This is a genomic window from Vibrio owensii (assembly GCF_002021755.1).
GTDB lineage: Bacteria > Pseudomonadota > Gammaproteobacteria > Enterobacterales > Vibrionaceae > Vibrio > Vibrio owensii.
Map to the genome: position 1 here is coordinate 3,370,137 of NZ_CP019959.1, position 23,864 is coordinate 3,394,000.

At 44.9% G+C, this 23,864-nt stretch carries 20 protein-coding genes; 13 read left to right on the forward strand and 7 right to left on the reverse strand.

Annotated elements, in window-relative coordinates:
* Nucleotides 1-10: 10 nt before the first annotated feature.
* On the reverse strand, nucleotides 11-2,047 hold the full coding sequence (locus A9237_RS15795; RefSeq protein WP_078608600.1) for a M4 family metallopeptidase: 2,037 nt from the start codon (nucleotides 2,045-2,047) through the stop codon (nucleotides 11-13).
* A gap of 256 nt (nucleotides 2,048-2,303) precedes the next feature.
* Here A9237_RS15795 and A9237_RS15800 point away from each other — a divergent pair, with 256 nt between their 5' ends.
* From A9237_RS15800 to A9237_RS15825, 6 genes are all read left to right on the forward strand, one after another.
* A complete protein-coding gene (locus A9237_RS15800; RefSeq protein ID WP_020195926.1) occupies nucleotides 2,304-3,617 on the forward strand; it encodes a MipA/OmpV family protein in 1,314 nt (437 codons plus the stop codon).
* A gap of 524 nt (nucleotides 3,618-4,141) precedes the next feature.
* Nucleotides 4,142-6,589, forward strand: coding sequence for a DmsA/YnfE/YnfF family dimethyl sulfoxide reductase (locus A9237_RS15805; RefSeq protein WP_078608601.1), 2,448 nt, complete (start codon nucleotides 4,142-4,144; stop codon nucleotides 6,587-6,589).
* Nucleotides 6,589-7,218, forward strand: coding sequence for a DMSO/selenate family reductase complex B subunit (locus A9237_RS15810; RefSeq protein WP_078608602.1), 630 nt, complete (start codon nucleotides 6,589-6,591; stop codon nucleotides 7,216-7,218). The genes A9237_RS15805 and A9237_RS15810 overlap by 1 nt, the downstream gene beginning before the upstream one ends.
* A complete protein-coding gene (locus A9237_RS15815; RefSeq protein ID WP_009703242.1) occupies nucleotides 7,218-8,069 on the forward strand; it encodes a dimethyl sulfoxide reductase anchor subunit family protein in 852 nt (283 codons plus the stop codon). Before A9237_RS15810 ends, A9237_RS15815 begins: the two co-directional genes overlap by 1 nt.
* Before the next feature lie 130 nt (nucleotides 8,070-8,199).
* Complete coding sequence (locus A9237_RS15820; protein WP_045481777.1) at nucleotides 8,200-8,811, forward strand: TorD/DmsD family molecular chaperone; 612 nt, start codon at nucleotides 8,200-8,202, stop codon at nucleotides 8,809-8,811.
* Complete coding sequence (locus A9237_RS15825) at nucleotides 8,798-9,295, forward strand: 4Fe-4S binding protein (RefSeq protein ID WP_078608603.1); 498 nt, start codon at nucleotides 8,798-8,800, stop codon at nucleotides 9,293-9,295. The genes A9237_RS15820 and A9237_RS15825 overlap by 14 nt, the downstream gene beginning before the upstream one ends.
* Before the next feature lie 52 nt (nucleotides 9,296-9,347).
* Here the strand turns inward: A9237_RS15825 and A9237_RS15830 are convergent, their stop codons facing one another.
* A complete protein-coding gene (locus A9237_RS15830; protein WP_005433839.1) occupies nucleotides 9,348-9,932 on the reverse strand; it encodes an FMN-dependent NADH-azoreductase in 585 nt (194 codons plus the stop codon).
* A 175-nt stretch (nucleotides 9,933-10,107) separates the two neighbouring features.
* On the opposite strand from A9237_RS15830, the gene hrpA reads away from it, so the two are divergent.
* The 3 genes from hrpA to A9237_RS15845 all read left to right on the forward strand — a co-directional run bounded on the left by hrpA (nucleotide 10,108) and on the right by A9237_RS15845 (nucleotide 15,571).
* Nucleotides 10,108-14,145 carry an ATP-dependent RNA helicase HrpA gene (gene hrpA, locus A9237_RS15835; protein WP_078608604.1) on the forward strand — a complete coding sequence of 1,346 codons (4,038 nt, stop codon included), beginning with the start codon at nucleotides 10,108-10,110 and terminating at the stop codon, nucleotides 14,143-14,145.
* 215 nt (nucleotides 14,146-14,360) lie between these two features.
* On the forward strand, nucleotides 14,361-14,840 hold the full coding sequence (locus A9237_RS15840; protein ID WP_009704276.1) for an outer membrane beta-barrel protein: 480 nt from the start codon (nucleotides 14,361-14,363) through the stop codon (nucleotides 14,838-14,840).
* Nucleotides 14,841-15,055: 215 nt separating this feature from the next.
* Entirely contained in the window at nucleotides 15,056-15,571 is a 516-nt protein-coding gene (locus A9237_RS15845) for an outer membrane beta-barrel protein (RefSeq protein ID WP_009704277.1), read from the forward strand.
* Nucleotides 15,572-15,679: 108 nt separating this feature from the next.
* On the opposite strand, the gene A9237_RS15850 is transcribed toward A9237_RS15845, so the two are convergent.
* From A9237_RS15850 to A9237_RS15870, 5 genes are all read right to left on the reverse strand, one after another.
* Nucleotides 15,680-16,087, reverse strand: a complete 408-nt coding sequence (locus A9237_RS15850; protein ID WP_038894019.1) for a hypothetical protein — start codon at nucleotides 16,085-16,087, stop codon at nucleotides 15,680-15,682.
* Nucleotides 16,071-17,666 (reverse strand): S41 family peptidase, encoded by a 1,596-nt coding sequence (locus tag A9237_RS15855; protein ID WP_078608605.1) that lies wholly within the window; start codon nucleotides 17,664-17,666, stop codon nucleotides 16,071-16,073. Before A9237_RS15855 ends, A9237_RS15850 begins: the two co-directional genes overlap by 17 nt.
* A 357-nt stretch (nucleotides 17,667-18,023) precedes the next feature.
* Nucleotides 18,024-18,752: a type IV pilus biogenesis/stability protein PilW gene (gene pilW, locus A9237_RS15860; RefSeq protein ID WP_078608606.1), complete on the reverse strand. Its 729-nt coding sequence runs from the start codon at nucleotides 18,750-18,752 to the stop codon at nucleotides 18,024-18,026.
* A gap of 149 nt (nucleotides 18,753-18,901) precedes the next feature.
* Nucleotides 18,902-19,843, reverse strand: coding sequence for a homoserine O-acetyltransferase MetA (gene metA, locus A9237_RS15865; protein WP_005442735.1), 942 nt, complete (start codon nucleotides 19,841-19,843; stop codon nucleotides 18,902-18,904).
* A gap of 1,074 nt (nucleotides 19,844-20,917) precedes the next feature.
* Nucleotides 20,918-21,220, reverse strand: a complete 303-nt coding sequence (locus A9237_RS15870; RefSeq protein WP_005442737.1) for a DUF1330 domain-containing protein — start codon at nucleotides 21,218-21,220, stop codon at nucleotides 20,918-20,920.
* Nucleotides 21,221-21,572: 352 nt separating this feature from the next.
* Here A9237_RS15870 and A9237_RS15875 point away from each other — a divergent pair, with 352 nt between their 5' ends.
* The 4 genes from A9237_RS15875 (at nucleotide 21,573) to A9237_RS15890 (ending at nucleotide 23,834) form a co-directional block, all read left to right on the forward strand.
* Nucleotides 21,573-21,974 (forward strand): hypothetical protein, encoded by a 402-nt coding sequence (locus A9237_RS15875; protein ID WP_078608607.1) that lies wholly within the window; start codon nucleotides 21,573-21,575, stop codon nucleotides 21,972-21,974.
* A gap of 2 nt (nucleotides 21,975-21,976) precedes the next feature.
* Nucleotides 21,977-22,474, forward strand: a complete 498-nt coding sequence (locus tag A9237_RS15880; protein ID WP_078608608.1) for a GNAT family N-acetyltransferase — start codon at nucleotides 21,977-21,979, stop codon at nucleotides 22,472-22,474.
* Nucleotides 22,475-22,667: 193 nt separating this feature from the next.
* Nucleotides 22,668-23,348 carry a hypothetical protein gene (locus tag A9237_RS15885; protein ID WP_078608609.1) on the forward strand — a complete coding sequence of 227 codons (681 nt, stop codon included), beginning with the start codon at nucleotides 22,668-22,670 and terminating at the stop codon, nucleotides 23,346-23,348.
* Between the two features lie 153 nt (nucleotides 23,349-23,501).
* Nucleotides 23,502-23,834 carry a DMT family transporter gene (locus A9237_RS15890; protein WP_005442747.1) on the forward strand — a complete coding sequence of 111 codons (333 nt, stop codon included), beginning with the start codon at nucleotides 23,502-23,504 and terminating at the stop codon, nucleotides 23,832-23,834.
* Nucleotides 23,835-23,864 lie beyond the last annotated feature (30 nt).

Below are 23,864 nucleotides of genomic sequence, written 5' to 3' on the forward strand. Positions count from 1 at the left end.
GGAGGCTAGGTTATTGGCAGCTGCCTTCAAAAGTCCATAGCCAATAGTTGTCGAATGGATTCGCGCCCCAGTTGTCTTGTGAGGCGACAAAGTGATTGCCCCAGTATTTCACCGCCGTGCCCGAAGGGTAGTAATAGTAAGGAGACCACTCTTCTATGTCTGCACACTGATCTTGTGGAACCGGCTCTGGTTGGGGCGCTTCTAACTCTGCGCTCACTGCCACGTAAACGTCCGATGAGCCTTGAGTGTTCGCCGCGAGCACATAGATATCTGCTCCTTTAATACCACTGAAACCGCAATACTCGTGGTTACCTTGGTTAGTCGAAACGCAGTCGTAGTCAGAAAGTGTTGCTGGACGGTCGATTGCAACATACATGTCGATATTGCCGTAGCCATTGTAAGTTTGCACCCATACCTCATCAGCCGGAGACTGACGCAATACAAACTGTTGTTCGCCATTCGGTGTGATTTCAACAGGTGTTGGCATATTGATCTCCAGCTCTGTCGTCCCTTGCTCTGGCTCAGGATTCGGTGTTGGCGTTGGTTGTGTATCGCCGCAGTTCATTACTTGCACCCCAACTTCTGCGAACGCTGAGGTTACAGCAGAGCCGTCGTATCCGAGTTTTTGTGCTGCTTTACAAATGCCTTCCGCACCTTGTTGGAAGTTCGAGTTAGGTTGCCAGTAAAGTTGGTTGGCCGTCGCATAAGCAACAAATGCTTTCTTGATGTCCCAATTTGGGCTCATTGCCAAATGGTAGAAGGCTTTGTTGAAAATGCCTGAGCTGTGGTGCACATCGATGCCATTGTAGTATTGGTTGATATGGTCGATGGAGGAACCGTCATGGCTTGGGTTGATGAAGTAACGCATAGCTGGCGAGTATTTCATAACGTGTTCGCCCATCTTCCAATTAAAGCTGCCATGCACATATTGGCTAAGTGCTGCAGCGGCGACATCGGAAAAGGACTCATTCATTCCGCCCGACATGCCACGATATTCCAACCCAGAGTTTTGCTCGGTAAAGCCATGACTAACCTCATGAGCAATAACGTCCCACGTTGCCAGTGGGTACATTGAGTTATTGCCGTCACCAAAGGTCATTTGGCGACCATCCCAAAAAGCATTCCCATAGTTCGAACCGTAGTGAACTCGCATGGTTAGCTTTTGACGAATAGGGCGAGCACCAATCCAATCTTGGTACATATCAAACACGCGTTGACCAAAGTAGTGCGCGTCATTCATTGGAGCGTACGCGCCATTTACTTCTCGATAGTTATTCACGTTACAGTCAAAACGATGAACTTGGCCACCCCATTGTTGGTTGTTCATGTTGAGGGTAATGACGTTTTCGCTGTCCATTTGGCAGTATTGATTAACTTGGAACCCACCAAACTTGGTGTTGGGACCAAAGTAGTAACGGCCGCTTTTGCGGTTGCCTCCCGGTCCTTCGGCTTCCAAAAACGCAATCCCATCCCATTGGTCGACGATCTCACCTGATTTTGCATCTACCAAAGTGATAGGGCGAGAAGGGCGGAAATTCTTAATCTGGATTGCATCGACTTTGTAAATCAATCGCGCGGTTTGTTGCTCATCTAACCAGACCATTAGCTCTGCCTGAGCGTCATCACTTGGCGAGTTTTCATTACTTGGAGATTTGCTTGCGGCGACACCTTGACGGTTGCCCGTTGCGATCTCAATGGCTTGCTTGCCACTGATCATAGGTAGGGTTGAATCAATATCGCTCTCAATGCCGACAACAACATCACCATCGACAGGTTGAGCAAATCCTCGAGTAGAGAGATCGGCCACAACGGAGTGTCCGTAAACCGGTATGCCGTAATGGAGTTGCTGTTTGCGAACCAAAATTTGGTTACCGATTTCGACTCGATTGATGTCTCGATAACTCAGCTTAGTGTTCGCCGCGGAATAAGACGCTCGTTGTGTGTTATTGAGTGCCGTAGATAGATCCGTTTGTGAATGGTCCAGAATTTGTGCCGCATGTGAAGCAAAAGCGAAGGGCGCAAGCGTTAATAAAGTGACGTTTCGCATAGTTTACCTTTTATTATGTGTATTTATTTGCATAAAGAATGCGAGTGCAGAGTAAAGATAATTAAGTGATATGTTTAAGTGCAATTAATTGAATATTTGACGTTAATTCAAGATAAATTTATAAATTGCTCAAGGTTTGTACTGTGATATGAGGGGAGACGGAGTCTTGTAGGAATTTTTACCCGATCTTAGACCAAAGTCAGATATACTCTTTTTCAATCGAGACCTTCTCAAATTACAGTGACATAGGAGAGCTATGAAACACCTAGTAGGAGCATCGTTAGTATGTTCTGGTTTATTGCTGAGCGGTTCGGCGTTGGCTGAAACAAAGCACGCGGAGCAAGAGTGGGGCATTGCGGCAATGTACCGAACGGCATCGATCCCGTTTTATACAGCCAATGATGACTCAACGGTGAGCACGTTTGTGCCAATGATGTTCTTTGAAAACGAACACTTGTACATCGACGGTATCGAAGGCGGTGTGTTCTTATTTGATGAGAGCGATTCTAACTGGCGTACCAGTGCCATCATGCGCTTACGCTTTGTTGATATTCCTAAATCCATTCAAAATGCGTTTGAAGGGGATCGTGTCGATTTCGGTGGTCAAATTCGTTATAACTTCGATGAAAACTGGCGCGCTGAATTTGAAGTCATGACGGATGACGAATTTCAATTTCACTCTAACTACCGTATCGCTGCTAACTATGAATTGGGCGATTGGGAGTTAGAACCCTCTTTTACCATTCGTTATAAAGATGCCGACTTCAACAGTTCGTACTACTCATTTAAAGATTCAACAGGTGAGAAAATTGGTGCGGGTATTGATGCGAATTTGGGTATCAAAGCACGTTACCACGTAATTTCTAACCTGTATCTATTGGGTGAAACCAGCATCACTCGTCTGGATAGTGAAGCTTACAACAGCCAAATTGTGGAAGATCGTTACCAAGGTGAAGTGTTCGTTGGCTTTGGCTTCTTCAATGATAAAGGCAAAGAGCGCAAGTCAGATTTGCGTAATCGTCCGTATCTTCGAATTGCACATGGCTGGGCAACACCTTCTAACATGGGTGACATCTTTAAGTTCAATGCTGAGAAAGACGAATACAATAACCAACTGACGTCGTTCTTCTACGGGCATCCGCTGACAGACGAGCTATTTGGCTTACCTCTAGATATCTATCTAACTCCAGGTCTTGTTCACCATTGGTCGTCAGACGTGCAATCTTCTAGCACTGAATACGTGATGGCGATTAAAGCGTATTACACCTTTAATTGGCCTACGAAATGGCGTTTTGGTGTTGCAGAAGGTATGTCTTACATCGATAACATTACCTATATCGAAGGGACAGAGATGGAAGAGAAGGGTTATACACCAAGCAACTTGCTCAACTATCTCGATTTCTCATTGGATGTAAACGTCGGTGACCTGTTCAACCAAAAAGACTGGGAGAACATGTGGGTCGGCTACTCACTGCATCACCGCAGTGCAATCTTCGAGAACGCCTCTCAGTTTGGCCGTATCAAAGGCGGCAGTAACTACAATACGATCTACTTCCAGTACGATTTTTAAGCTTAGCTAAAAACAAATATGAATAAGCCTCATCTTGACATGAGGCTTATTTATTTCCTGTTAATTGGTAATTATTCTTATTTCCATTCTTCTGTATTCGTATTTATTATCCATTCAATTTAAATACTATTCTAATATTTAATTGAATTGACACCTCTCTGACCTATTAATACTTCATTCATATAAAACGTTGAAATGAAATATAAGATTGCATTTTGTATTTTTTAATAATTGACTGTGGTCAAGATTATCACCCCTTAAATCTACAAGGATATTAATAGTGGCGGGTGGCCATGCCTTAGTTGCTCGAGGCTTGTGCTATCTAGCTTAATTGATGGTTTTGTAGAAATGTTGCTTTGATTTGCCTTGTGTATTAATTAAAGCGAAATTAGATATTTTCAATGAATGCCTATTTTGAAAATACAATCTCTATGTCTTTTATTTCTAACGAGTGTTCTTTCCCCACTTAAAGCCATTAATTAAGCGCCACGACCAAATTCAAAAACGTAATTTAGGAAAAAACCATGAGTCAAAATGGTAAGTTTAATATTACTCGGCGTGATGCTTTAAAGGGCGGTTCTGCACTTGGCGCTTTGGCGTTAGCAGGAAACGCGCTTTCTCTCCCGTTTGCAACTAAAGCGGTTGCCAAAGAAACACCAGCAAAACCAAACGAAAAAATTGTCTGGTCGGCATGTACCGTAAACTGTGGTTCTCGTTGTCCGCTTCGTATGCACGTGGTCGACGGTGAAATCAAATGGGTAGAAACCGATAACACGGGTGATGATGTGTACAACCATAATCACCAAGTTCGCGCTTGTTTGCGTGGTCGCTCTATGCGTCGCCGTGTTTACTCGCCAGACCGTTTGAAATACCCACTTCTTCGCGTTGGTAAGCGTGGTGAAGGTAAATTCAAACGCATCACTTGGGACGAAGCCTTTGACCTCATTGGTGATAACCTAAAACGCATCATTAAAGACCACGGTAACGATGCGGTGTACCTAAACTACGGTACAGGTACGCTTGGTGGCACAGTAACAAAGAGTTGGGATCCAAGCGCGACATTGGTTGCCCGTATGATGAACCTTTGTGGTGGTTACCTAAATCACTACGGTGACTACTCTGCAGCAAACATCGAATGTATGTCGGAGTACTTCTACGGTTCGTTCGTTGATAACAACTCGATTGACGATGTTCAAAATGCAGACCTATGTCTGATGTTTGGTAACAACCCAGCAGAAACTCGTATGTCGGGTGGTGGTCAGGTTCACAACTATGTGGATGCGAAAAACATCAGTCACACTCGCACGATTTGTATCGACCCTCGTTACACTGACACTGCTGCAGGCCGTGAAGACCAATGGATTCCTATCAAGCACGGTACAGATGCAGCTTTAATTGCAGCCATCGCCCATGTATTGATTACGGAAGATAAAGTCGATCAAGACTTCCTTGACCGTTACTGTGTGGGTTACGACCGTAAAACGCTTCCGGCATCAGCGCCAGAAAACGGCAGCTACAAAGATTACATCATGGGCACTGGCCCAGATGGCATCGAGAAAACCCCAGAGTGGGCACAGCCTATCACGGGCATTCCAGCAGATGTGATTTTGAAACTTGCACGTGAAGTTGGCGATGCTAAACGCATTTACATTACCCAAGGTTGGGGTCTACAACGCTCAGCAAATGGTGAGCAAGCGTGTAAAGCGGTAATGATGTTGTCATTGTTACGTGGTCAAGTTGGTTTGCAAGGTGGTGGTACTGGTGCTCGTGAGGGTAACCACTCATACCCATTCCAACGCTTCCCGAAAGTGCCAAACCCGATCAGCGCTTCTATCCCAATGTTCCTTTGGACAGACGCGATTTACCGCGGTACGGAAATGACAGATCTGACCGACGGCATTAAAGGCGTTCAGAAGCTACAAAACAACATCAAGTTCATCTGGAACTATGCAGGTAACTGTCTGATTAACCAACACTCAGATATCAACCGCACACACGAAATTCTTCAAGATGAAAAAGCGTGTGAAATGATTGTGGTGATCGACAACCACATGACGTCTTCGGCGAAGTATGCCGATATCGTATTGCCAGACTGCACAACGTCAGAGCAATCGGATTTCTGTATGGATGGTGCAGCTGCATCAATGCCTTACTTCATCTTTGCAAGCCAAGCGATCAAGCCTCGTTTCGAATGCAAACCTATCTACGACATCATGTCTGGTGTGGCGAAGCGCATGGGCGTGTTTGATGAGTTTACTGAAGGTCGCACTCAAGAAGAGTGGTTGCAATGGATGTACGCTCAGACCGTTAAACAAAACAACGATCCAAACTTGCCGTCTTACGATGAGATGAGAAAGCAGGGTATCTACAAGAAGCAGTTCGACCGTCCACACGTGGCGTACGAAGACTTCCGTCGTGATCCAGAAGCGAACCCACTACCATCGCCATCGGGCAAGATTGAAATCTACTCGGAGACGTTAGCGAAGATCAACGAAGAATGGGAATTGGACGAAGATGAATCTATCAAGCCATTACCAGAATACGTTTCGACGTTTAATGGCTGGGATTCTCCTGATCGTAAAGAGTACCCACTTCAGTTAACAGGTTTCCACTACAAAGCTCGTGCGCACTCTACGTACGGTAACGTCGACATCCTAAAAGCAGCGGCACCACAGGAACTTTGGATTAACCCGATTGATGCTGCGTCACGCAACATCAATAACGGTGACTTGGTTAGCGTGCGCAGCAAGTTCGGTGAAATGAACGTTCGCGTAAAAGTAACCCCACGCATCATGCCACACATCGTTGGCTTAGGTGAGGGCGCATGGTACTCACCAAATGGTAAAGGTGTTGACCAAGCAGGTTCAATCAACGTGCTGACGACACAACGTCCAAGCCCGTTGGCAAAATCAAACCCGAGCCATACCAACCTCGTTGAAGTGACGCTAATTAAGAAAATGGGGGCTAAATAATGAGCACAGCGAAGCAGTATGGCTTTTACATTGATTCAAGCAAATGTACTGGCTGCAAAACATGTCAGCTCTCTTGTAAAGACAACAAAGATCTGGGTATCGACCGCAACTTCCGTCGTGTTTACGAATACGTAGGCGGCAACTGGACGGAAGAAAACGGCGCGTTCCGTCAAAACGTGTTCGCTTACTACCTATCGATCTCTTGTAACCACTGTACTAACCCTGCGTGTACCAAGGTTTGTCCGTCAGGTGCAATGCACAAGCGTGAAGAAGACGGCTTTGTTGTTGTCGATGAAAGCGTGTGTATCGGTTGTAAATCTTGTCACATGGCATGCCCATACGGCGCACCTCAATACAGCGAAGAAAAAGGTCACATGACTAAGTGTGATGGCTGTTACGAACGTGTCGCGGAAGGCTTAATGCCAGTGTGTGTTGATAGCTGTCCATTGCGTGCGATTGAGTTTGGTCCAATTGATGAGCTACGCGCAAAATACGGTTCAAACGCGGATGTGGCACCACTGCCAGATGCTCGCATTACGAGCCCGAACCTGATCGTGAAGCTAAATCCAAATGGTCGTCCAACCAATGACCGCACTGGTTTCTTACAGAATCCAAGAGAGGTGAAATAATGTTATACGAAGCACCATTAGTTGCCTTTACGGTTCTTGCTCAAACAGCGGTTGGCGCGCACCTAACGGTTAATGCGTTCGAGAAATTCGGTAAGCCACCACGCGTGACAGAACCTCGTATGAACATCGCTCGTTTCGCAATTTTGGTTGTAATGGGATTGGGTTTCTTGTTCTCAACCACTCACTTGGGTAGCCCACTTCGTGCCTTCAACGCATTAAACCGTGTTGGCAGTGCGGCGCTATCTAACGAGATCTTAACGGGTGCAAGCTTTCTGTCTCTAGCGGGCTTGTACTGGTTGCTGACGATTCTAAAAATCGGCAGCGAAGGCGTTCGCAAAATTGTGAACTGGTTGTCTATCGCGGTTGGCGTGATTTTCATGTTCGCGATGGCAAATGTTTACCAAATCGAAACGGTACCAGCATGGTACTCACCAATGACCACGGTTGCGTTTTGGTTCACGGTCGTGACTTCGGGTCTGATGTTTGGTTACACGCTGATCAACGTATTGGACGTGACGGCTGAGAAAACCAATCGTCGCCTAATGTGGGCTGGTGTAAGCCTGATTGCGCTGAACCTAGCGTTCTCAGTGATGCAGACGATTTACTTCGCAGGTATCTCAACGGCGATTCACAGTGGCTTGGATCAAATCACAATGCTATCTGGCTATGTTGCTGGTCATGTGTTGTTGCTTGTGGTTGCTGCTGCTCTTTGGGTATTCGCTGAGTTGTTTACCGCAGAAGGTCGTCAGAAGAACTTGCTGGTTATCGTGGCATTCGTTGCCTTGTTCGTTGCAGAGATTCTGGGTCGCAACGTGTTCTACGGCATGCACTTTACATCTGGTCTGTACTGATAGCCGTTATTTGTGCTGATAAGCATTATTTGTACTGATAACAATTAGCAGAGTGGGGCGAGTGTTCGTCCCACCTCTTTTCTGTTTCATTTAATCGAAGAATAAAAACACCAGTCATCAAAGGTACTTCATGCAAATTTCTCAACTTGAACCACAAGATACCAGCATCGTTCTTAAGCTGTTTGGTGCACTGTTTTACTACCAGCCAAAAGATTACCCAGCGGCAAATCTCGATACGTTGCTGAGCAATACTGATACGCCAATCGAAGCGCTCAATGACATGCTGCGCAGCTTTCAAAACGAGAGCGAAGAGGCTCTGCAAATGGAGCACGATCGCATGTTTGCCGGTATTGGTGAGATGCCAGCGCCACCTTGGGGTTCGGCTTATCTAGATAAAGAAGCGGTGTTGTTTGGTGAATCAACCATTGAATATCGTTACTTCTTGCAGCGTTGTGGTTTTGCTTTGGAATCTGACCAACGTGAGCCAGAAGACCAGATCGGCTTGATGCTGATGGTGTTAGGCATGTTGATTGAAACTGATCAACAAAAACTGGCGGCTGAAATGTTGCGCGAGCACTTGATGACATGGTTTGGCTTTTTCAACAAGCGCTTCAAAAAAGCGGTGACTCTTGCGCCTTACTCAAAACTGTCGAATCTTACTGAAGAATTACTTCAATCCCTGAGTGAGCAATACCAAGTCGTTGTGCCAGCAAAGAGAGATTACTCGGATGCGCCAGTCTGAATCGGTTGATCTAAGTAAGCGACGTCTGTTTTCGTTTCGTCGTGCGCCAGTAGAGCAAGCTCAAGAGCCTCGTGTAAAAGCGAGACCGCCGTATGCGGTGGAAGAGTCGATGTTCACTCGGCTTTGTGATGGATGCGGAAAGTGTGCTTCTGCATGTCCTAACCAAATCATAGAAATGGTTGATGGCGTTGCTGTGTTAGACATCAGCTACTCGGCATGTGATCTATGCGGCGCGTGTAAGTCGGCGTGCCCTACATTGGCGCTTTCAAACCAAATAGAGTCTACAGGCCTGATAGCCACTATCTCGAACAGCTGCGAAAACTTATACGGTTATTGCGGCAGTTGCGAGGACAGTTGCCCTTATGATGCCTTGCAATGGCAAGATGATGTCAAACCTAAAATTGACGCTGCCAAATGCAAAGGTTGCGGACAATGCGCACAAAGCTGCTATAACAGCATGATCAGTTTTGACTTAAAACGATAAAAAAGGGATTGGCGCGAACCAATCCCTTTTTTGTATTCAATTCTATTTAATCTTACGCCAAGGTTGCCAATTGGCTTTGAGCGTCTGAAATACCTTTTGCTGCTGCGTCTTCGCCCATGTTTAGCGCTTCTGCGTAAACAAACTCCACATCCGTGATACCAACAAAGCCCAATACTGTGCGTAGGTATGGTGTCATGCTGTCGGTTGGTGAGTCTTTATGAAGACCGCCACGAGTGGTGACTACGATGGCTTTCTTACCTTCAATCAGGCCTTGAACGCCGTTTTCTGTGTATTTGAATGTCACGCCTGCACGAGCAATCAAATCAATCCAGTTTTTCAGCTGAGTTGGAATCGTGAAGTTGTACATTGGTGCTGCGATAACCAAAGTATCTGCTGCTTTGATTTCTTCAATTAGGGTATCAGATAGGTCAACCACCGCTTGTTGCTCTTGCGAAAGATCTTCTGTTGCACGTAGTGCTGTCGCAACGGAAAAGTCTAAAACTGGCAGTGGATTTGCAGCTAAGTCACGAACAGTTAGCTTATCTTGGTCTACATTTTTGATGAAGTCTTCAACCAGTTTGTTTGATTGAGAGTAATCGCCAAGGATGCTTGATTTAAGAGCTAGTACACGAGACATATGGATTTCCTTTAATAAGTGCTTTCGGCTATGTGATGCATTATAGGCAATGCTCATCGACTCAAAACCCGATGGATTCGCTTAAGTTGTTCGAAAAAATTGAATGATTGCCGGATGCTGCTTTCCGTTATCTTGTTCTAGCCCTTATGTGCTACAATCCGCGCAGTTTTATGTAATGAAAAGAATAGGAAACGCTTTGACTTCGTCACAGCCCCCAAAAAAGAATCCCGCTGAAGAGCAAGCGACACCGTCAAATGGTGCGCAAAATGCCAAAGCGAAGCAGGCTAATGCATCTCAAGCACAAGCTTCTCAGAATGCTGCGCCTCAGGCTCAAGTAAATAACGCGGCGTCACTGCGCAAGGCACTTAACCAGTGCATGATGCGTGATCGCTTCCGCTTGAGTAAACGAATCTCTGGTGCAAGCAAAATCAAAAAAGACGTAGCACGTAACGCTGTGTTTGATGAAATCGCATTAGACATCGCCAAATCCATGATGGTTGTGGAGCAACGTAGTAGCTACAAACCAACGATTGAATACCCTGAAATCCTGCCAGTTAGCCAAAAACGCGACGACATTGCGAAAGCGATCGAAGAAAACCAAGTGGTTATCGTTGCGGGTGAAACTGGTTCAGGTAAAACCACTCAGCTACCAAAAATCTGTGCTGAGCTTGGTCGCGGTAAATTCGGTCTGATTGGTCATACTCAGCCTCGTCGTCTTGCGGCGCGTTCGGTTGCAAGCCGTATTGCTGAAGAGATGGAAACCAAGCTTGGTGAGTTTGTTGGTTACAAGGTTCGATTCAACGATCAGATCTCTGAAAATACCCAAATCAAATTGATGACGGACGGTATCTTGCTGGCTGAAATTCAGCATGACCGTTTCTTGAATCAATACGACACCATCATTATCGATGAAGCGCACGAGCGCAGCCTGAACATCGATTTCATCTTGGGTTACTTGAAAGAGTTGCTGCCACGTCGTCCTGATTTGAAAGTGATCATCACGTCGGCAACCATCGACCCTGAGCGTTTTTCAAAACACTTCAACAACGCACCAATCATTGAGGTGTCAGGTCGTACTTACCCAGTAGAAACGCGTTACCGCCCACTAAGTGGTGATGACGATAATGATCGTGACCAACTTGAAGGTATCTTCGAAGCGGTAGACGAACTGTGCGATGAAGGCTTAGGTGACATCCTGATCTTCATGAACGGTGAGCGTGAAATCCGTGATACCGCGGATGCACTGTCTAAACGTAATCTTAAGAGCACGGAAATTGTGCCGCTTTACGCGCGTTTGTCGGCGGGTGAACAGAACAAGATTTTCCAACCTCATGCTGGTCGCCGTATTGTACTGGCAACCAACGTAGCAGAAACCTCGTTGACGGTTCCGGGCATCAAGTACGTTATCGACCCGGGTACGGCGCGTATCAGTCGATACAGCTACCGTACTAAGGTTCAGCGTCTTCCAATCGAGCCAGTTTCTCAGGCGAGTGCGAACCAGCGTAAAGGTCGTTGTGGTCGTGTGGAAGAGGGTATCTGTATCCGTCTGTACTCAGAGGAAGATTTTGAGTCACGTCCGGAGTTTACCGATCCTGAGATCCTGCGCACCAACCTAGCGTCGGTTATCTTGCAGATGACCGCACTTGGTCTGGGTGATATTCAAGCCTTCCCATTTGTAGAAGCACCTGACAAACGCAACATTCAAGACGGTGTTCGCCTTCTAGAAGAGTTGGGTGCAATCAATTCTGATGCGAAAGAATCGAAGAAACGCCTAACTAGCATTGGCCGTCAACTTGCACGCCTTCCAATCGACCCACGTTTAGCACGTATGGTATTGGAATCACCAAAGCAAGGCGCATTGAAAGAAGTGATGATCATCGCAGCGGCATTGTCGATTCAAGACCCGCGCGAGCGTCCAAGTGACAAGCAGCAATCATCAGATGACAAACACAAACGTTTCTTCCATGAAGACTCAGATTTTCTGACGTTTGTGAACCTGTGGAACTACATCCAGAAGCAACAAAAAGCGCTAACGGGCAACCAGTTCCGCAAGCAATGTAAACAAGATTACTTGAACTACTTGCGCGTGCGTGAGTGGCAAGATGTGTACTTCCAAATTCACCAATCGATGCGTGAAATGGAATTCAAACTGAACGATGAGCCTGCGTCTTACCATGGCGTACACAGTTCAATCCTAGTCGGTTTGTTGTCACACATCGGTATGAAAGACCAAGAGAAGAATGAATACCAAGGCGCGCGTAATGCTCGTTTCCATATCTTCCCTGCATCAGGTCTATTCAAGAAGCAGCCTAAATGGATTATGTCTGCTGAGTTGGTGGAAACCTCAAAACTTTGGGGGCGCATCATCGCTAAGATTCAGCCTGAGTGGATTGAACCATTAGCGAAGCACTTGATTAAGCGCAGTTACAGCGAGCCGCATTGGTCGAAGAAACGTGCTTCGGTTATGGCACACGAGAAAGTGATGCTTTACGGCGTGCCAATAGTGCCGAAGCGTTTGGTGAACTACGGCAGTATCGATCCAACCGTCAGTCGTGAACTATTCATTCGTAGTGCGCTGGTGGAAGGTGAGTGGGAAACCAAGCACGCGTTCTTCAAGCAAAACCGTAAGCTTCTTCAAGAAGTGGAAGAGCTTGAACATAAATCTCGTCGCCGTGACATCTTGGTCGATGACGATGAACTGTTTGATTTCTACGACCAACGCGTTGGCACTGAAGTGGTTTCTGGTAAACACTTCGATACATGGTGGAAGAAAGCGTCGAAAGACAACAAAGAGTTGTTGAACTTCGAAAAAGAGATGCTGTTCAAGGGCGATGCAAGCCACGTTACCGATTTGGATTACCCGAACTTCTGGCATCAAAACAACCTGAAACTTAAGCTGAGCTACCAGTTTGAGCCGGGTGATGACAGTGACGGTGTGACGGTACACCTGCCGCTGCCGATCTTGAACCAAGTCGAGCCTGCGGGGTTTGACTGGCAGATCCCAGGTCTGCGCCATGAGCTTGTAGTGAGCTTGATTAAATCGCTGCCGAAGACAGTACGTAAGAACTTTGTTCCTGCTCCAAACTACGCCGATGCTTTCTTAGCTCGTGCAACGCCAATGGAAGCGCCACTGCTTGACTCATTAGAGAAAGAGCTGCGTCGAATGACGGGGGTGGAAGTTCTGCGCGAAGATTGGAATATGGATCAAATTCCGGAGCACTTGAAGGTGACTTTCCGCGCGGTTGACCATAGAAATCGCAAGTTGAAGGAAAATAAAGACCTTCACGAATTGAAAGAGAGCTTGAAAGACAAAGTTCAAGAAACCCTTTCAAAAGTTGCGGATGACGACATCGAGCAAGAAGGTCTGCATACGTGGAGCTTTGGCGAACTGCCTAAGGTATACCAACAAAAACGCGGTGGTTACGACGTTAAAGCGTACCCAGCGATTATGGATGCCAAAGACAGCGTTGAAATCAAACTGTACGAGACCGAATACGAACAGGTCACGGCAATGCAAGCGGGTCAGCGTCGTCTGATCTTGCTGAACGTGCCGTCGCCAATTAAATATCTGCACTCTAACTTACCGAACAAGTCGAAGTTGGGTCTGTACTTTAACCCTTACGGTAAAGTGCTGGATCTGATTGATGACTGTATCGCGTGTGGTGTCGATAAGCTTATCGAAGAGCAGGGCGGTTTGGTTTGGGAGCCAGAGAAGTTTGACGCGCTGAAAGAACACGTTCGTGCTGAGCTTGGTGACACGGTGGTAGACATTGCACAGCAAGTGGAAACCATCCTGACGACCGCTTTCAACATCAATAAGAAGTTGAAAGGCAAGATCGATTTCACCATGGCGTTCGCATTATCGGACATCAAAGCGCAAGTCGAAGGGTTGATCTTCAAGGGATTCGCGACAGAATGTGGCTGGAAACGCCTGCCAGATATTCTGCGTTACATGCGTGCGATTGAGCGTCGTATGGAGAAGCTGCCGATCGATCCAAACAAAGACCGTTTGCACATGCTGAAAGTGGAATCCGTGACGAGCGACTACAAAGAGCTGCTCAACAAAATTCCGAAAGGCATGGTGATTCCTGAGAACGTGAAAGAGATCCGTTGGATGATCGAAGAGCTTCGAGTGAGCTTCTTTGCTCAACAATTGGGGACTCCGTACCCAGTTTCTGATAAACGTATCAAAAATGCGATTGATGCTTGCTAAGCGATCGGTACAATAGCGGCAGTTTTTTTCTTGTGGGGTTTGCTGAGTAATCAATGGTTTGTCCAGTGGCAAGCTCGATTGGTACAGTAATTGCAGTTATTTACCCACAAGTGATTTTAAGTCACAAGGGAGGCAATGGTTCGCCTCCCTTGTGTTTGCAGTACCAACCTCTGCTTGATGCAGAAGTGGGTAATAATAAAGAGTAAAGGTTGATGATGAAGAAAACTCTATTGGCAGTGGCACTTCTAAGTGCTTCTTCTGCAGCAATGGCAGATTCATGGATTTATGGTGGTGCTTCTGTAGGTCAGTCTGACTACAAAGGCGAAACAGACACGTCTTACTCTGTACACGTAGGTACAGGTATTCTGCCAATCATCGGTATCGAAGCGGGTGTTACTCAACACGGTGAATTCAAGATCGCTGGTCAAGAAACTAAACTGACTTCTTACTACGCTGCGCTTAAACCAAGCATCGACTTCGGTCCTCTGCATGTTTACGCGAAAGGCGGTATCCACCAGTGGGATAAGAAAGTTTCTGGCGGCAAAGACGACGATGATGTGGATCTAATGTACGGTGTAGGTGCGGAATACTTCATTTTCGGTCCTATGTCTGTTGGCGCAAGCTACATGAACTACACAGCGGGCAAAGACGACATCGGTACGTTCTCTCTAAACGCGACACTGCACTTCCTATAATCGTCGAACATTTCGAAGATTTATTTGATAAACACCGGCAACGCGCCGGTGTTTTTTTGTCTGTAAATCACACAAATAGACATTGAACAGAAATTATTCATTTCTTGTTCTTAAAACCTGCCACTTTTTGAATATAGTATTTACCTAGATACATAAGGAACGCGATGCAGTTCGCGTGATGTTCCGTTCAGGAATCGAACAGGAAAGGTATAACTATGAAAACAAAACTCTCGTTATTGGCTTTGGCGCTATGCTCAACATCTGCACTTGCTGACTCTTGGCTTTATGCTGGTGGTCAAATTGGTCAATCAGACATCGATAGCGAAAACGACACCACTTATGGCATTCATGTTGGTACGGGGATCTTGCCGCTGATTGGTATTGAAGTGGGCTATTTCAACCATGGCCAAGTGGATTTAAATCTTGCTGGTAACCGAGGTGATGTAGATTTCTCTTCTTTCTACTTAGCCGCAAAGCCAAGTATCGACTTTGGTCCTCTGCACGTTTACGCGAAAGGTGGTATTAACGCGTTTAACGTCGAATACAATGGTAATCTGAGTAGCTTGGACAAAGACGATGGCGTGTCTTATATGTACGGTGTTGGTGCGGAATACTTCTTGTTAGACAACATTTCTGTCGGTGCAAGTTATCAAGCGTTTGGGGTTGATATCGATGGGGACAGCGATACAGTAAGCAGCATCACAGGTAATGTGACGTTCCACTTCTTATAATATGGCTTCAGACTGAGTCATTCGAATCGTAAGATTTCGTTTGATTTGAATATGAACAATGAGAAAAGCCCGCCGTTATTTTGAATAAAGTAACGGTGGGCTTTTTGTTTAGTCCTGAATCGGATTAGGTCGGCATTGAATGTTGGTTAGAGGGACAAACTTGTCGTCTTTCTCGTAATAAACGCCACATTCCTCTTCACGAAGTTGCAAGGTGTATTGATCGGGCAATTCTGTCTCTGCGCCGTTCAATGGCATGTTGTAACTCTCCATCAATTGCCCAGAAACGATCAACAAATGTGAGTTTGTTTCGAAGGTATTTGACGCAATTTTTGGTGGCACTTGGTTGCCTTGAATTGTCGTGATTGCTTGTTGGATCTCAGTCACTGTGTCTGCAGACGTTTTAATGCTTAGTGCATTGACTGCATCATCGCTGTGACCTGAAGAAGAGCAACCCATTAGCATCACGCTGATACCCGCTCCGGTAATTATTGCTTTTGTTCTAGTTAATTTTGACATGAATAGCCTCTTGTCGAAGTGGATCAATCCCTTTATCAAGTGGAGTGCCACCTAGCATAGGCATCGCTCTTGGAGCTGCCGCCACAGCAGGCGCAGGAGGACAAGTTCCTGTGTTCATGTAGTTTAGTGCTGCAGATAGCATGCCTTCAGAGCTATTACCCAATGGTTTGGTTAAGTCGTCTGCCACAACACAGCCTTCCACTTTGTCATCTATACCAATAGTAGACGATACAAGATTTTTTGCTGTAGGTGTAAAGCCATCGGCAAAATCGCCAAATCCTTTAGCATTCGAAGACTTAAATTGAATGGTGTAGTACATGTTGCCGCAGTTTTGCTCTGGCGAGAAGCCGTATGGCTTACCCGTTGTCGTGGTACCAATTTGAACCACTTCGACATCAATACCACGAAGACCATTGATGAGAAGCTCACTTGAAGACGCGGTATTGTCAGTAGTCAGAACGTAAACGCGTTTCGCACTTAATGTTGGTAGGGCAATGTCAGTCAAGATACCTTTACCCCAATCAATTTCAGTGTCGACAAAGTTATAAACGTTATTTTCTACCTTGCCAGAGTTCATGATCTTGTCGTTGTAAATCAGTTCAGCGAAGGTGGCATTAGGATGTGTGCCTGCCAACATGTAGCCGACTTGTGCAGACTGCCAAACTAAACCACCACCGTTGTAGCGTAGATCCATCACGATCTCTTCAACGTTTGCAGCTGACAGCTGATTAAACGCATCGATAAGTGGCTGTTGCGCAGTCACTTCAAAAGCGTTGTATTGCATGTAGCCGACTTTTGTTCCGTTGTTGTCGATGACTTTTACATTACGAACTGGGCTGGTTGCGACATCTGCCGATGTCAGAGTCACCACCTTCGGAGCGCCATCAACGGTTTCAAACGTGAAGGTGTAGTTTTGACCTAACGTAGGAGAGAAAAGCGTATTGTTGATGAAATCAATCTCAGAGCTCGAAGAGGTGTTCACAACATCAACATCATTGATTTTCAATAGCTTGTCGCCACGAGCAACACCATTTGAAGATGCTGGAGAGTTATCTTCTGTGTAAGAAATGATGATTTCTCGTGGTTCATAGCTTTGAACGAATTTCCAGTTAAAGCCGAAACCAGCAACAAGACCCGCTTGTTGTGATTTCATGAAATCGTCGTAAGAGCGAGTGAAGTGGAATCGATCCTTGTATTGGCCAGAAGCCGTTCTTTCTGTCGTTACCAGCGAATCAAAATAAGCCGCAACGGTAGGGAAGTTGTCCGGGTTGATATCTGGGATCTCGTCATACCAAAGATAGGTATCATTACTGAACGCACGTAAGAACATTTTTTCTTGCAGTGCTGAACCTGTTTGGTCTGGATAATAATCCCCTGTGTATGGGTCAATGCCTGTTCTAGCGATGCTACATTTATTCGCAAACTCGCTAGCCGGGGTAGAGAAGTCTCCTGCTGACCAGGTTATGTTATTGCCGACTGCAGTGCTAGAGCTATTTCCATTGTCACCGCCGCCTCCACAGCCTTGTAACAATAGAAGAGGGAGAGTTGCCACCAACGCTGTGTTCTTATACTTCAACATAAATTTCCTTATTTCTGTGACATTTATAGATTTGAATTGTTTTTAATAAATTACCTATAAGCCACTCGAATGTATAGATCTTGTTCGTTGCTGTGCAAACACTAAGCAAATTAGTGTGATTGGTGTCATATAAATTAGAGTAAAAATTCAGTTTACTAATTTAGTTAAATCTAAAAATTCATTAATAAATAGCAAGTTAGTGCTATTTTTGACGCGAAAATTCACCATGACACTTCTGTAATTTTAGACGATTGAAAGTGGCTTTAGAAAAGCATTGAACGACAGAAGAATGCTAGGCAAACAGTCCGAGCATGACGAGAGTCGACGCTTTGTGGTCGACTCTTTGAGTTTATGGAGTTAAGAAATTTGATCGAGTTGGTACTGATACTTTCGCTCTAAGGCTTCATTGCCCGCAGCGCGTTCTAGTTCTACCATCAGACGGAGAGAGGGTTTCTTGACTCCGTACATTTGGTTAAAGCGCATCAAGCGAATACGAGCATCGGTGTAGTTTCCGCTGTCGATCTCTAGCTTTGCTAACTGAAGGATAGATTTAGGACGGTGAGGGTCATGGTCGATAGCTCGAGCGAAGTAATACTTTGCCTTTTCAGCTTGATTCGACTTTAGTGCACAAAATCCGGCGTTCTCGTAACTAGCAGGGATAAGGTAATAGTAAGGCTGCTCGATCGCACGATTGAACATTTTATCTGCTTGGCTGTATTCACCTTGTTTACACAGGAAGGTGCCGTAATTGTTCAGTACGTTACCATTTTTGGGATGCTGGCGAAGAGAGCGTTTGTACATCTGTGCTGCTTTGGAGTCTTCACCTACGGTTTCGTAGTAATGCGCCATCGAAAGCTGAGCTCGATAGTAGCTGGGTGCGTGGGTAAGGGCTTGCTGCAGATTATCGTGTGCTCGGATCATACTGCCACTCTCTAAATAGCCGAGACCGAGAGCGATTCTAGACTCTGCCATAGAAACTGGATCGGCTTTCACAACTGGACTGTTTCCATCTTCATTGACGGTGACACACCCAACCAAACCTAGCTGGCTTGCTAACACTAATACACCGAGTTTTCCAAGCTTCATATATATGCCCCACATCCCTGATTCACACAGCATGATATGAATTACGATGCAAAAGCCTATTGGGGAAAAAATACTATGCGATCAGGTTAGCAAACTGATACAAAAAAGCCGCCAGTTGGCGGCTTAGTTCACACTCTAAATTCAGGCAGTTAGTCGTCTTTAGTGAAGGCGTCTTCGCTGAAATGATCCAGATCGTACGGCGTTTGTTGGTAAACGCAATAGTTCAACCAGTTAGAGAACAGCAAGTGTCCATGGCTGCGCCAACTCGCACAAGGTGGATTGTCTGGGTTGTTATTCGGGTAGTAATTGATTGGAATAGCAGGTTCCATCCCTTCGCCCAAATCTCGAATGTATTCGTTATGGAGTGTGTGAGAGTCATATTCTGGGTGACCAGTGACAAACACATTACGCTTGTCTTTTGTGGTTGCTAGATAAACACCCGCGACATCGGACGTTGCGAGAATATCGAGGTCCGTATGTTCTTCTAAAAACTCCGGCGAGAAATCTGCATAACGAGAATGTGGTGCTAAGAACGTATCATCGAAACCACGCAGAAGAGGGTGGTACTGATGATGGATAGAGTGATGGTACACGCCTGATAGCTTTTCTTTGCGTGTTTTCTTTGGCAGGTTGTATAGAAGCTTCAAACCTGCTTGTGCAGCCCAGCAAACATAAAGTGTTGACGTGACGTGATCTTTTGCCCACTCCATAATGGTCTTCAAGTGATCCCAATAAATCACATCTTCAAATTGGACCAAACCTAATGGAGCACCAGTAATGATAAGGCCATCGAAGTTCTTGCCTTTTACCATTTCAAATTGACGATAAAATGTGTCTAGGTGCTCCGTTGGTGTGTTCTTACTTGGGCGATTATCGATTCGTAACAGTTCCACGTTCACTTGAAGTGGGCTATTAGAAAGTAGGCGAAGAAACTGAGTTTCTGTCTCAATCTTCTTTGGCATCAAATTGAGAATAAGCACTCGCAATGGACGGATTTCCTGACTCGCCGCTCGACTTTCGCTCATCACAAAGATGTTCTCTGTCCTTAATACATCACTAGCGGGTAACTGATCTGGAATTCTAATTGGCACGGCTTTCTCTCCCTAAGCTTAACTTTTTAGACGTCTATACTTCTAAAGCTAACGTAATTACTGACGGATGTCGACATGAAATGTGACTTTGAACCGGATTTCTTTTGTTCTTACTTTCATCTCACACAAGAGGCAAACACACCAAAGGGGCTCTACATTTGAAGATAGTGCTTGTTAGAATAAAAAACCTAAGTCGAACTGTTCTAATTTTAAATATTCCAATCACTTATTTTCAGTAAGTGAATACTTGATTACGCTAATAATCCGGAAGGTTAAATTATGCCGATGTAAGATAATTAAAATTATTAATTCATTTAATTTAGTTGGGTTATATTCTAACTCTTGTTTTTGTGTGATGCGTTGTTAAAGGTTATGACAAGTTACTTTGTCTTTTATCGAATGATATGCTAACAACTAATTTTTAATATCTCTAATTTGGCTGTGTACGATTGAAATTGATGAAGCAATAATTTAAAGTCTGAATTTATAGAAAGAATGACCCCTATAAAAATTATTGTAAGAAAAAGCCGAATAATGGTCTTATTAGTAAGTTGAGTAGTTAGAGAGTGCTGAGTTTTCTCGAAGCCTAATCAGTGTTGGTTAGAGAAGCTTCCAAGGCAAGTGAGTCTCTAGAGGTAGGTGAACGGCTGTCTTGTCATCACAACCTACTCAGGTTGACCTACTTACGTCGTTAGACACCGTTTTCAACGCTCTTATATCACAATTAGAATGAGCCTTAGATAAGAACTCTACTTAGACATTATGTGATTTAAAACGAACAAAGATTGATAAGATTAAATTAGAAATAAAATATAGGTTTGTAAGTTAGTTCTGAGATATAAACATATCACTGACAAAGTTTTTGATTCTTAACGTTGGAGCTATTTTGATGATTGAGAATCATACATTATGCATCATTCATTAACACGTCAGTTAGTGTAGGTGGTTTATTAAAAGGTGATAGCAGGAATAATATAATGATATTGAAACTATTTCTGTTGATGCAGTGAAAACTCACCTTGTTGATATAAACCGGAAAAAGCCCAGCGTTTGCTGGGCTTTTTTTTATGTGTCTTATGCCAGTTGGTCATTACCTTCGATCAAGTAGTGATTACTGATTGAACCTGCGGTTCTAGCGTTTAGGTGAGGCACATACTCTGGGTCATTCATAAAGTCGAGTGCTGCTTGGCGAGAAGGCCATTCGATAATGATGCGAAGCGCCGGTGCTTCACCATTGCCTTCTAGTCGTTCGTGCACGTTAGTTCGTGCGATGTACTTGCCACCGTGTTTTTCCACCAGTGCGTTCGAGACGCTGACATAAGCAGGTACCCAGTCTTGGGCTGTAGGGGTTACATCTAATACTGAATAGTAAGTCACGGTATGCTCCTTGATTGCACGTTAGCCGATGAAATTTAGCTTAATGCAGTCTGGTCATTTCGATAAGAGAGAGCGGAATCGAAACACTTTTTAGATTCCATTGAAAATCCAAATTGATTAGGGGTTATTGCTCAATTGGTATGAATTATCGACTCAAACTGACGCTCTGCAATTGTGATTGCGGCAAGATTTCTGAGTACATTTTTGTGTAACGAATACGGTAGCGTTTGAAGAGAATTATGAGATCGAGTTAGTATAAATTTTGAGCCTTAATACCAATAAAGATACTAATTGGCTCGCCAGCACGTACTTAAATACGTTGTATGGAAAATCATCGTCAGTGGAGGACATTATGTTCGGTATGTTTAAAAGAAAAGAGACCATTCAGAGCATTGCACATCAAGTTCCTAACGTCTTGCTTAGGGAGTTTGGCGATAAGGACGTTTATCTGCCAGACGAAGTCGACAAAGCGTTGGCCGAACTTGGGCACGACAAAATGGAAGACATGATGCGTTATCAATACGCTTACGGCATGTTTACCAGTTTGGCGAGCTATGAGCAGTTAGGTTTAACCGAAGAGCTTGGTAATTACGGCCACTTCCAGCGTGAGGTTGGTAAAATGCTTCTCAACACACCAGAACCGATTGATATGCATATCTACTTTGAGCTTTCACAGCAGCATCATTTTAACCATGCTAAAGCGGATGTTGGCAATGAAGCGACTGTTGTCGATAGTGCAGATGGTGGCTATTAATAGTGGCAGAAAGGGCATTCCAAATTCACTTTCTCGCTGACTTCCCCCATGAGTCTGATCTTATTGCACAATGGTACTTTGATGAGTGGGCTTACACTGTTCCTGGTGTGACGCCCACTCAAGTTCGCGAGAAGGTTTTACTCAAAGCCAATAGCCGCCATGCATTTCCACTTTCATTTGTGGTTCATGATGAAAACAATGACCTTGTAGCAGTCGCTGAACTCAAGATCCGAGAGAACATTCATTTCCCTGAGTATGAGCACTGGTTAGGTGGAGTCTACGTCGATGCCTCATCACGCGGTAAAGGTTATGCTGCTGCGCTGGTCGTTCGTGCACAAAATCACGTGTTTCAACTTGGCATTCCAAAATTGTTTTTGCAATGCGAACCGCATAATGAAGCTTTATATCTGAAATACGGTTTCCGTCCTCTACATAACGCTTCACACAACGGAGTCCAGACCATCATTATGGTTTGGGAGTCATCCGAGCTAAGTTCTTGATATCTTTCATCCCCCCCCACGTTAGTGCAATTTAAATCGCCATTCGCTAAAAAATAATAGGTTATAAGTAACAATGTGCATATTTTGACGTTGGTCAAAAATGTGCCACTTTCTCCGTCGTTTTTATTCAACTTGTTCAATACTCATTTGAAGTTGGATGTCGAGTTTTGGAATGAAGATCATGGAGAGAGATATGCGAAAGTGGCTAGGTGCACTCACGCTCACTGGGTTATCAGCGTGCAGTTTATCTGAAGATATCTACATGGAAGGGCGAACACTTTACTTTAATGGCGAAATAACCGCGGAGAGCGTGCGAGAAGCCATCGAGCTTGCCAACGTTCAACCGCATGGTGTTGTTGCCTTGATGATAGACAGCGACTCAGGCGAGTATCGACCAGCGATGGAACTAGGACGCTGGGTTTACAACAATCAGGTTCATTTAATCGTCAATGGAACGTGCGCTTCTGCTTGTGCGAACTATGTTCTAACAGCGGCACCGAGTACTTTGGTTATGAAAGGCTCAGAAGTGCTTTGGTTTGGTGGCGCGATGCAAGATGAATGGGACACCGATGGCTTTGATCAACAAGAACTCGAACAATGGCATCAATCCTTGAGTTTATGGCGTCAGCATGAAGAAGCCTTTTTTGCGCTGGTGGCGGTAAATCCAAAGATCACCATGTTTGGGCACTTGAACAAACGTGAAAAATTACACAAAGCAGGTTGCGATACCAGCAACGCAGCTTGGATGTATCACATTGATGATATGCAAAAGTTGGGGTTGGAAAACATCGTTTATGCGGATCCAGATTCGTTACTTACAGCCAGAAATGACGCGTCTGCCTGCGTGATTAATTTGGAAGAGACCGACTTCTAACTGCGATTATTACGCTGGTGTAAATGTGAGTTGCATCACTTTTTATAGCGTACTGACGGATTTTGATTATAATGCGCCGCTCAGAGATTCGATATGTCATCGAGTTAAGGTTAATTGAGCGTTGTTTGCCTTATGTTCAAAATGCTTGTTTCTATGCCTCCACTGGTTGCGCTGTCTATTGCTATCGTGTGTGAGGTGATTGCGACTTCTTCTATTCCAAAGACAGAACAGTTTACTAAGTTGATGCCGAGCACCGTGGTTATCATCGGTTATGGTATCGCTTTTTTCCTACTGTCTGTGACCGTAAAAAGCATGCCAGTTGGTATTGTATATGCGATCTGGAGCGGGGCGGGGATTGTACTTGTGGCTGCTGTCGGTTACTTCCTGTACGGACAAAAACTCGACCTTGCTGCTCTCGTTGGTATTGGTTTCATTCTTACTGGCGTTATGATTGTGAACTTGCTGTCTAAGACCGTCGGTCACTAATCCATAGATTTACCAACAAAAAGCCGCGAA

What these genes read in the sequence shown, in the direction of transcription:
- A9237_RS15795 (WP_078608600.1), bottom strand. Translation starts at nt 2,047, where the DNA reads ATGCGAAACGTCACTTTATTAACGCTTGCGCCCTTCGCTTTTGCTTCA.
- A9237_RS15800 (WP_020195926.1), top strand. Translation starts at nt 2,304, where the DNA reads ATGAAACACCTAGTAGGAGCATCGTTAGTATGTTCTGGTTTATTGCTG.
- A9237_RS15805 (WP_078608601.1), top strand. Translation starts at nt 4,142, where the DNA reads ATGAGTCAAAATGGTAAGTTTAATATTACTCGGCGTGATGCTTTAAAG.
- A9237_RS15810 (WP_078608602.1), top strand. Translation starts at nt 6,589, where the DNA reads ATGAGCACAGCGAAGCAGTATGGCTTTTACATTGATTCAAGCAAATGT.
- A9237_RS15815 (WP_009703242.1), top strand. Translation starts at nt 7,218, where the DNA reads ATGTTATACGAAGCACCATTAGTTGCCTTTACGGTTCTTGCTCAAACA.
- A9237_RS15820 (WP_045481777.1), top strand. Translation starts at nt 8,200, where the DNA reads ATGCAAATTTCTCAACTTGAACCACAAGATACCAGCATCGTTCTTAAG.
- A9237_RS15825 (WP_078608603.1), top strand. Translation starts at nt 8,798, where the DNA reads ATGCGCCAGTCTGAATCGGTTGATCTAAGTAAGCGACGTCTGTTTTCG.
- A9237_RS15830 (WP_005433839.1), bottom strand. Translation starts at nt 9,932, where the DNA reads ATGTCTCGTGTACTAGCTCTTAAATCAAGCATCCTTGGCGATTACTCT.
- hrpA (WP_078608604.1), top strand. Translation starts at nt 10,108, where the DNA reads ATGAAAAGAATAGGAAACGCTTTGACTTCGTCACAGCCCCCAAAAAAG.
- A9237_RS15840 (WP_009704276.1), top strand. Translation starts at nt 14,361, where the DNA reads ATGAAGAAAACTCTATTGGCAGTGGCACTTCTAAGTGCTTCTTCTGCA.
- A9237_RS15845 (WP_009704277.1), top strand. Translation starts at nt 15,056, where the DNA reads ATGAAAACAAAACTCTCGTTATTGGCTTTGGCGCTATGCTCAACATCT.
- A9237_RS15850 (WP_038894019.1), bottom strand. Translation starts at nt 16,087, where the DNA reads ATGTCAAAATTAACTAGAACAAAAGCAATAATTACCGGAGCGGGTATC.
- A9237_RS15855 (WP_078608605.1), bottom strand. Translation starts at nt 17,666, where the DNA reads ATGTTGAAGTATAAGAACACAGCGTTGGTGGCAACTCTCCCTCTTCTA.
- pilW (WP_078608606.1), bottom strand. Translation starts at nt 18,752, where the DNA reads ATGAAGCTTGGAAAACTCGGTGTATTAGTGTTAGCAAGCCAGCTAGGT.
- A9237_RS15875 (WP_078608607.1), top strand. Translation starts at nt 21,573, where the DNA reads ATGTTCGGTATGTTTAAAAGAAAAGAGACCATTCAGAGCATTGCACAT.
- A9237_RS15885 (WP_078608609.1), top strand. Translation starts at nt 22,668, where the DNA reads ATGCGAAAGTGGCTAGGTGCACTCACGCTCACTGGGTTATCAGCGTGC.
- A9237_RS15890 (WP_005442747.1), top strand. Translation starts at nt 23,502, where the DNA reads ATGCCTCCACTGGTTGCGCTGTCTATTGCTATCGTGTGTGAGGTGATT.